Raw genomic sequence first — 6,635 nt, forward strand, 5'->3', positions numbered from 1 at the left:
CCATGACTACCGTGCGCGGGGCCCGGGAGCGGGCCCGTATCGAGGTCACCGCCGCGATCAAGGACGAGGCCCGGCGCATGCTCGCGGCCGAGGGCGCCGCCAGGCTGTCGCTGCGGGCGGTCGCCCGCGAGCTGGGCATGGTCTCCTCGGCCCTCTACCGCTACTTCCCCAGCCGCGACGACCTGCTCACCGCACTCATCGTCGACGCCTACGACAGCGTGGGCGCGGCGGTCGAGGAGGCCGAGGCCCGTGCCGCCGCCGCCGGCGACCCGCCCCGCGTGCGCTGGATCGCCGCTTGCCGGGCCTTTCGCGGGTGGGCGCTCGAGCACCCGCACGAGTACGCCCTCGTCTACGGTTCACCGGTGCCCGGCTACAGCGCCCCCATGGACACCGTCGGGCCGGCCGCACGGGTCGGCAATGTGTTCATCGGCGTTCTCCGCACCGCCTTCGAGGGGCGCGAGCTGGAGCTGCCGCCGCTGCCCGCCGCCCTGCGGCCGGAGGCCGCGCGGATGACCGCGGACTTCGCGGAGGGGCTGCCCCCGGAGGTCACGGCCGCCCTGGTCGCGGCGTGGGCGCAGCTGGCCGGGCTGGTCTCCTTCGAGCTGTTCGGCCAGTTCAACCGGGTCGTCGAGGACCGCGACGCCTTCTTCGTGCATGCGGCGGGGCAGCTGGCCCACGGGGTGGGGCTGCCTGCCGTGTGACCCCGGAGGCGCCCGGCCGCCCGGCTGTGGCGCCGCCATCCTCCCCTCGGTGCGAAGACGCCCCAAGGCCCGGTGCCGTCGGTGGGGTCCCGTACGGAAGCGGCTTCCTCCTTCCTCAGCGCCGACCACCTTGAAGGCCGGTTCACGTGGGATGGCAGCTGAGGCGGTTCCTTCCGGGCTGATGGGGTCCCGTCGTTGGGGCCGGCCAATGGCTCGCGCCACACGCATGCGTCTCGGTGCGCGAAGCCGAAGGGGCAGACCTAGCGGCCGTCGTTTTCCGGGCGGCGGGCGAAGCGCCACAGGAGGTGGGTGACGCGGAGCACGAACACCACCGCGGCCAGCAGCCCGCCCGCCACCACCAGGGTGCCCTCGGCGGTGGGGTAGAGGTCGAAGGCCAGGGCGGGTCCGTACACCCCGCAGAACACGAGGGCGGCGGCGAAAGACGCGCTGACGAATGCGTAGCCGATCTCGATGGTGATCGCGTCGCGGTCTGCCTGCGTACGCCGTCCCCTGTTGTGCCCCATACGGGCAGTGTCGTGTGGATCACACCATCGTTGCAAGGTGCTTTTGCGGTGTGGCGTCGGCGCCTCCGGGCGGGCGGGTGTGTCAGATGCCGGCCGCCTCCACCCACAGGCGGGTCAGCGTCTCGTCGCCCGTCACCTCGGGGCCGGTCAGCGGGAGGCGGTTCCACAGAGCCGCGTACAGCCAGGCCGCCTCGCCCGTCACCTCGCAGTCCGCCGGGCCCGCGTCGCCGAGCACGGCCCGGGGCGGTTCCTGCGACAGGTGCACGGTCCACACCGCGCCGGTGTCGGCGGCCCGGATCCGCAGCACCCGCGGCTGCGGGGTCCGCACCCGGCTGCGCGGCCGCGCGTGGAAGCCGGTCAGCAGCTCGTCCACGCCGTCCTCCGCGAACTCCGGGGACACCGGGCTGAAGGCCGTGCCGAGAGCCGCCTCCGCGTCCATGCGGTGCACGGTCGTCTCGTGGGCCTGCCGCCGCGCCCAGAAGGAGAGCGGCGACGGCGGAGCCGTCGGCAGGAACGTCCAGCACTGCACGTCGGCCGGTGCCTCGGTCAGCGTCCGGACCAGCGCCGCGTGACCCTCCCGGAACCAGGCCAACAGCTCGGCGCCGACGAGCTCGGGCCCGTCCGGGATCGGGGTCGGCTCCACGGCCGCGTCCTGGACGAAGGAGGCCGCCCACCGGTGCACCGCCCCCGTGTGCCGCAGCAGATCGGTGACGCGCCAGGTGGGGCAGCTGGGGACGATGGTGGCCAGGCCGGCCCGTTCGGCCGTCTCGGCGAGCAACTCGCCTTCCCGCTCCAGGACCTCGACGTACTCGGTGATCTTCATGCGGGCAGTGTCGCAGCCGAGCGGGGACAATGGGGCCATGAACGGGGAACTCTTCCCGCGGGAGCGGGCCGGGATCGTCCCCGGCGCGGTGCACGTGCCCGACTGGCTGGGCCCGGAGCGCCAGCGGGAGCTGCTGGCCGCCTGCCGGGTGTGGGCGCGCCCGCCCGCCGGGCTGCGCACGGTCCGGACTCCGGGCGGCGGGGCGATGACCGCCCGCCAGGTGTGCCTCGGCCTGCACTGGTATCCGTACGGGTACGCCCGCACCGCCGTCGACGGGGACGGGGCGCCCGTCAAGCCGATGCCCGCCTGGCTGGCCGAGCTGGGACGGGAGGCGGTGGCCGCCGCGTACGGGAACGGGGGCGGGGCGGGTGCCGGCGTCGGGCTACCGGCGGGGGCCGCCTATGACATCGCGCTGATCAACTTCTATGGCGGGGACGCGCGCATGGGCATGCACCGCGATGCCGAGGAGAAGTCCCCGGCGCCGGTCGTGTCCCTCAGCCTCGGCGACACGTGCGTCTTCCGCTTCGGCAACACGGAATCGCGGGGCAGGCCCTACCAGGACGTCCGGCTGTGCAGCGGGGACCTGTTCGTCTTCGGCGGCCCGGCCAGGACGGCCTACCACGGGGTGCCCAAGGTGCTGCCCGGGACATCCCCGCCCTGGCTCGGGCTGACCGGGCGGCTGAGCATCACACTGCGCGTCGGCGGGCTGGAGCCGCCCCCGGACTGACGGGACGCGGGCGGGAGGCCTCGCGGTCGCTGCCGGTCGCGGCGGTCGCGGGCCAGGTCGTGGCCGAGACCCGTCGGTGATCGACCGGCGGCGCCGCGCAGCCCGCGGATCATGCGAGGATCGCTGTCATGAACGGCAACGGGGCCCCGCGGCGGGTGGGGGATGTGACGACGGCGTCCACCGCATCCGCGGCATCGGCGAAGACCAGGCTGGAGCGGGGCCGCGGCGCCCTCGGGCCGGCGCTGGAGCTCGTCCACACCGGCCGGGCCCCGACCCGCGCGGTCCTCACGGCCGAGCTCGGCGTGACCCGCGCGACCGCGGGAGCCGTCGCGGCCGAGCTGGAGGCGCTCGGGCTGATCCGCGTCGACTCCAGCCCCGGCCGGGCGGGAGGCGCCCAGGGCCGCCCCTCGCACCGCCTCGCCATCCACGAGAACGGCCCCGTGGCACTGGCCGCCCAGGTCCACCCGGACGGCTTCCGTGCCGCCCTCGTCGGTCTCGGCGGCCGGATCGTGGCCACCGCCCCCGGCAAGATCACCGTGTCGGAGGATCCCGCGCAGGTGCTGGGGGCGGTCGTCGAGGCGGGCGCCGCGCTGCTCGCCGAGACCGGACGCCGCTGCGTCGGTGCCGGGCTCGCGGTCCCGTCGGCCGTCGCCGAGCCGGACGGCACTGCGCTCAACCCGCTGCACCTGGCCTGGCCGGCCGGTTCTCCCGTACGGGCCATCTTCGAGCAGTGCGTGAAGGCGGCCGGCATCGACGGCCCGGCTCTGGCCGGGAACGACGTCAACCTTGCCGCGCTGGCCGAGCACCGGCACGGCGCGGGCCGCGGCGCCCAGCACCTGCTGTGCGTGGCGACGGGGCACCGCGGGGTGGGCGGGGCACTCGTACTGGACGGCCGCCTGCACAGCGGGAGTTCTGGCCTGGCGCTGGAGGTCGGCCACCTCACCGTCAACCCGGAGGGGCGGGCCTGCCACTGCGGCGGGCGCGGCTGCCTGGACGTGGAGGCGGACCCGCTGGCGTTCCTGACGGCGGCCGGCCGTACGCCGGGGCCGGAGGTGTCGCTGCTGCAGCAGGCCCGCGACCTGCTGCGCGAGGAGTACGCGGAGCCCGCGGTACGGGCGGCCGCGGAGGAGCTCATCGACCGGCTCGGCCTGGGCCTGGCGGGCCTGGTGAACATCCTGAACCCGGACCGGATCATCCTGGGCGGCCTGCACCGGGAGCTGCTCTCCGCGGACCCGGAGCGGCTGCGCGCCGTGGTCGCGGACCGGAGCCTGTGGGGACGCAGCGGGGGAGTGCCGATCCTGCCGTGCACGCTGGACCACAACAGCCTGGTCGGGGCGGCGGAGCTGGCCTGGCAGCCGGTGCTGGACGACCCGCTGGGGGCGCTGGGCGCCGCGGGGTAGCCGGGCGGGTGCCGGGTGCCGGGTGCCCGGTGCCGGGCCCGGTGTCGGGTGGTGCCGACGGGGGCGGAGGGTGCGTGCTGTGCCGCCGGGCCCCCTCGGCGCCCTGGGACCCCCTGCTGCCCTTGGACCCGTGTGCCGCCGGTCCTGTCGGGACGCCGGGCCAGGGGGCCGGGCTGCGGGGGTGTTACCCCGGCCTGATCGCGGTGGCGGCGGCCACGGACAGGCCGACCGGTGCCGGTTCCGCGTCCGCGGCGAGGGACAGGGTCGGGGCCGGCTCCCGTACCGGTGTGGAACGGCTGCGCACGGGGCGCGGGCGGGTCGGGGCCGCGGGGGCGGCGCGGAGCGAGAACCACACCACCTTGCCGGGGCTGTCCTCCTGCGGCCGGGCCCCCCACGCCTCGCTGACCGCCTCGACGAGGGCGAGGCCGCGCCCCCCGGTCTCCAGGGTGTCCAGCAGGTCCAGGGGGTCCGGTCCGTCCGGACCGGCCTGCAGGTGCGGCGTGGCGGGCGCCCGCGCCGCCTGCCGGGCGACCGGTGCGCCTGGTGCGTCCGGTGCCTCCGGTGCCGCCGTGAACGCCGTCCGGCGGACGGGGAGGCGTGGATCGCTGTCGTACACAGAGACCGTGAGCCGCCCCAGCCGCAGCTCGATCTCGACCGTGCACCGCTTGTCCGGTTGTGCGTGCCGGTGGACGTTGCTGAGCAGCTCGGTCACCCCGAGCGCAGCGCGGTCTATGAGTGGGTCCAGCTGCCAGTGGCGCAATTGCGCGGAAACGATCCTCCGGATCTGGCCGATCCGGGACGGCAAGGCCTGCAGTTCGACTGTGCAGTGCCTGCGTGAATGACTGATCACGGCTGCGACTCCCCGACATGAGTGTTACGGGTGCTGCACCCTCGGTAATCCCCCACCAGGGTCACCCACGGTGCCCGTGGACGCAACCGAACGCGATCGAAAGCGATCCGCATGGATACCCAAAGAGACTGTTTGTGCAGGTGGGAGAGGTACATTGCGAAAGCAGGGGCAAGGAACGCACGAAGGAGCAAGGCGCATGAGCACCATCCGTACCTCCGGTACGACGGCTACCACGATTGACGTCGACCGCAGCGACGCGGACTACCGCGCCTGGCTGAAAGAAGCCGTCCGCAAGGTGCAGGCGGACGCGAACCGCTCCGCCGACACCCACCTCCTGCGCTTCCCGCTCCCCGAGGAATGGGGCATCGACCTCTACCTCAAGGACGAGTCCACGCACCCGACCGGCTCCCTGAAGCACCGCCTCGCGCGCTCGCTGTTCCTGTACGCCCTCTGCAACGGCTGGATCCGCCCCGGCCGCCCCGTCATCGAGGCCTCGTCCGGCTCGACGGCCGTCTCCGAGGCGTACTTCGCCAAGCTGATCGGCGTCCCGTTCATCGCGGTCATGCCGCGTACGACCAGCCGGGAGAAGTGCCGGCTGATCGAATTCCACGGCGGCGAATGCCACTTCGTCGACGACCCGATGAAGATGTACGAGGAGTCGGCGGACCTCGCGGCCCGCACCGGCGGCCACTACATGGACCAGTTCACGTACGCGGAGCGCGCGACGGACTGGCGGGGCAACAACAACATCGCGGAGTCCATCTACCAGCAGCTGCGCCTGGAGCGGTACCCGGAACCCACCTGGATCGTGGCGACCGCCGGCACCGGCGGCACCTCGGCGACCATCGCCCGCTACGTCCACTACATGCAGTTCGACACCCGCGTCTGCGTTCCGGACCCGGAGAACTCCTGCTTCTTCGACGGCTGGACCACCAACGACCCGCACGCGAGCAGCGATTGCGGCTCGCGCATCGAGGGCATCGGGCGGCCGCGGATGGAGCCGAGCTTCGTGCCGGGCGCCGTCGACCGGATGATGAAGGTGCCGGACGCGGCGAGCATCGCCGCGTGCCGCGCCCTGGAGCAGGCCCTCGGGCGCAAGGCGGGCGGCTCCACCGGAACGGGTGTGTGGAGCGCACTGAAAATCATCGCGGAGATGGTGGCGGAGGGGCGGACGGGCAGCGTCGTCACCCTGTTCTGCGACCCGGGCGACCGCTACCTCGACAAGTACTACTCGGACGAATGGGTCGCCGCGCAGGGCCTGGACCTCGCCCCGTACGCCGAGACCATCGAGAACATGCTGGCGACCGGCGTCTGGCGCGAGCCCGGCGCCTGACGCCAGGGCGGGCCGGACGGGCGCCACCGAGTGCCGGCCGGAACACGGCCGGCCCGTTCGTCGCGCACGTCCAGTGGGGGGGCGTGGAAGAGCGGCGTCCGCGCCGGAAAGGGTAGTTGATGTTCCGTCAGGCACCCGCGGTGTGGCCGAACGCGGATCGCCCGTACAGGGGCTATGCGTGCGCTCCGGTGCGCGGGATGCTGGACGCTGGACCTGCGCTGATCCCGTCCCGCGAGCGGAGGCCGCCGTGCCGGACATCCCCCAGCCCCCGCATCCC

7 protein-coding genes are annotated in these 6,635 nt (G+C 74.1%); 4 read left to right on the forward strand and 3 right to left on the reverse strand.

Annotated features, from left to right (window positions below):
- Nucleotides 1–2 precede the first annotated feature (2 nt).
- Entirely contained in the window at nucleotides 3–701 is a 699-nt protein-coding gene (locus HYE82_RS13680) for a TetR/AcrR family transcriptional regulator (RefSeq protein ID WP_179174288.1), read from the forward strand.
- A 260-nt stretch (nucleotides 702–961) separates the two neighbouring features.
- Here the strand turns inward: HYE82_RS13680 and HYE82_RS13685 are convergent, their stop codons facing one another.
- Nucleotides 962–1,225: a DUF6332 family protein gene (locus tag HYE82_RS13685; protein WP_179174289.1), complete on the reverse strand. Its 264-nt coding sequence runs from the start codon at nucleotides 1,223–1,225 to the stop codon at nucleotides 962–964.
- Between the two features lie 82 nt (nucleotides 1,226–1,307).
- Nucleotides 1,308–2,048, reverse strand: a complete 741-nt coding sequence (locus HYE82_RS13690; RefSeq protein WP_179174290.1) for a maleylpyruvate isomerase family mycothiol-dependent enzyme — start codon at nucleotides 2,046–2,048, stop codon at nucleotides 1,308–1,310.
- Nucleotides 2,049–2,085: 37 nt separating this feature from the next.
- Here HYE82_RS13690 and HYE82_RS13695 point away from each other — a divergent pair, with 37 nt between their 5' ends.
- Together HYE82_RS13695 and HYE82_RS13700 are read left to right on the forward strand one after the other, a co-directional pair.
- Nucleotides 2,086–2,775, forward strand: coding sequence for an alpha-ketoglutarate-dependent dioxygenase AlkB (locus HYE82_RS13695; RefSeq protein WP_179174291.1), 690 nt, complete (start codon nucleotides 2,086–2,088; stop codon nucleotides 2,773–2,775).
- Nucleotides 2,776–2,903: 128 nt separating this feature from the next.
- Nucleotides 2,904–4,175, forward strand: coding sequence for an ROK family protein (locus HYE82_RS13700; protein ID WP_179174292.1), 1,272 nt, complete (start codon nucleotides 2,904–2,906; stop codon nucleotides 4,173–4,175).
- 184 nt (nucleotides 4,176–4,359) lie between these two features.
- On the opposite strand, the gene HYE82_RS13705 is transcribed toward HYE82_RS13700, so the two are convergent.
- On the reverse strand, nucleotides 4,360–5,025 hold the full coding sequence (locus HYE82_RS13705) for an ATP-binding protein (RefSeq protein ID WP_179174293.1): 666 nt from the start codon (nucleotides 5,023–5,025) through the stop codon (nucleotides 4,360–4,362).
- Between the two features lie 196 nt (nucleotides 5,026–5,221).
- On the opposite strand from HYE82_RS13705, the gene HYE82_RS13710 reads away from it, so the two are divergent.
- Entirely contained in the window at nucleotides 5,222–6,358 is a 1,137-nt protein-coding gene (locus tag HYE82_RS13710) for a PLP-dependent cysteine synthase family protein (RefSeq protein ID WP_179174294.1), read from the forward strand.
- The last annotated feature ends 277 nt before the right edge of the window (nucleotides 6,359–6,635 follow it).

The organism is Streptomyces sp. BR123, from assembly GCF_013401435.1.
Lineage (GTDB): Bacteria > Actinomycetota > Actinomycetes > Streptomycetales > Streptomycetaceae > Streptomyces.

Excerpts from the sequence above, each read along its gene's own strand:
- HYE82_RS13680 (WP_179174288.1), top strand. The coding sequence starts at position 3 with ATGACTACCGTGCGCGGGGCCCGGGAGCGGGCCCGTATCGAGGTCACC.
- HYE82_RS13695 (WP_179174291.1), top strand. The coding sequence starts at position 2,086 with ATGAACGGGGAACTCTTCCCGCGGGAGCGGGCCGGGATCGTCCCCGGC.
- HYE82_RS13685 (WP_179174289.1), bottom strand. The coding sequence starts at position 1,225 with ATGGGGCACAACAGGGGACGGCGTACGCAGGCAGACCGCGACGCGATC.
- HYE82_RS13710 (WP_179174294.1), top strand. The coding sequence starts at position 5,222 with ATGAGCACCATCCGTACCTCCGGTACGACGGCTACCACGATTGACGTC.
- HYE82_RS13690 (WP_179174290.1), bottom strand. The coding sequence starts at position 2,048 with ATGAAGATCACCGAGTACGTCGAGGTCCTGGAGCGGGAAGGCGAGTTG.
- HYE82_RS13700 (WP_179174292.1), top strand. The coding sequence starts at position 2,904 with ATGAACGGCAACGGGGCCCCGCGGCGGGTGGGGGATGTGACGACGGCG.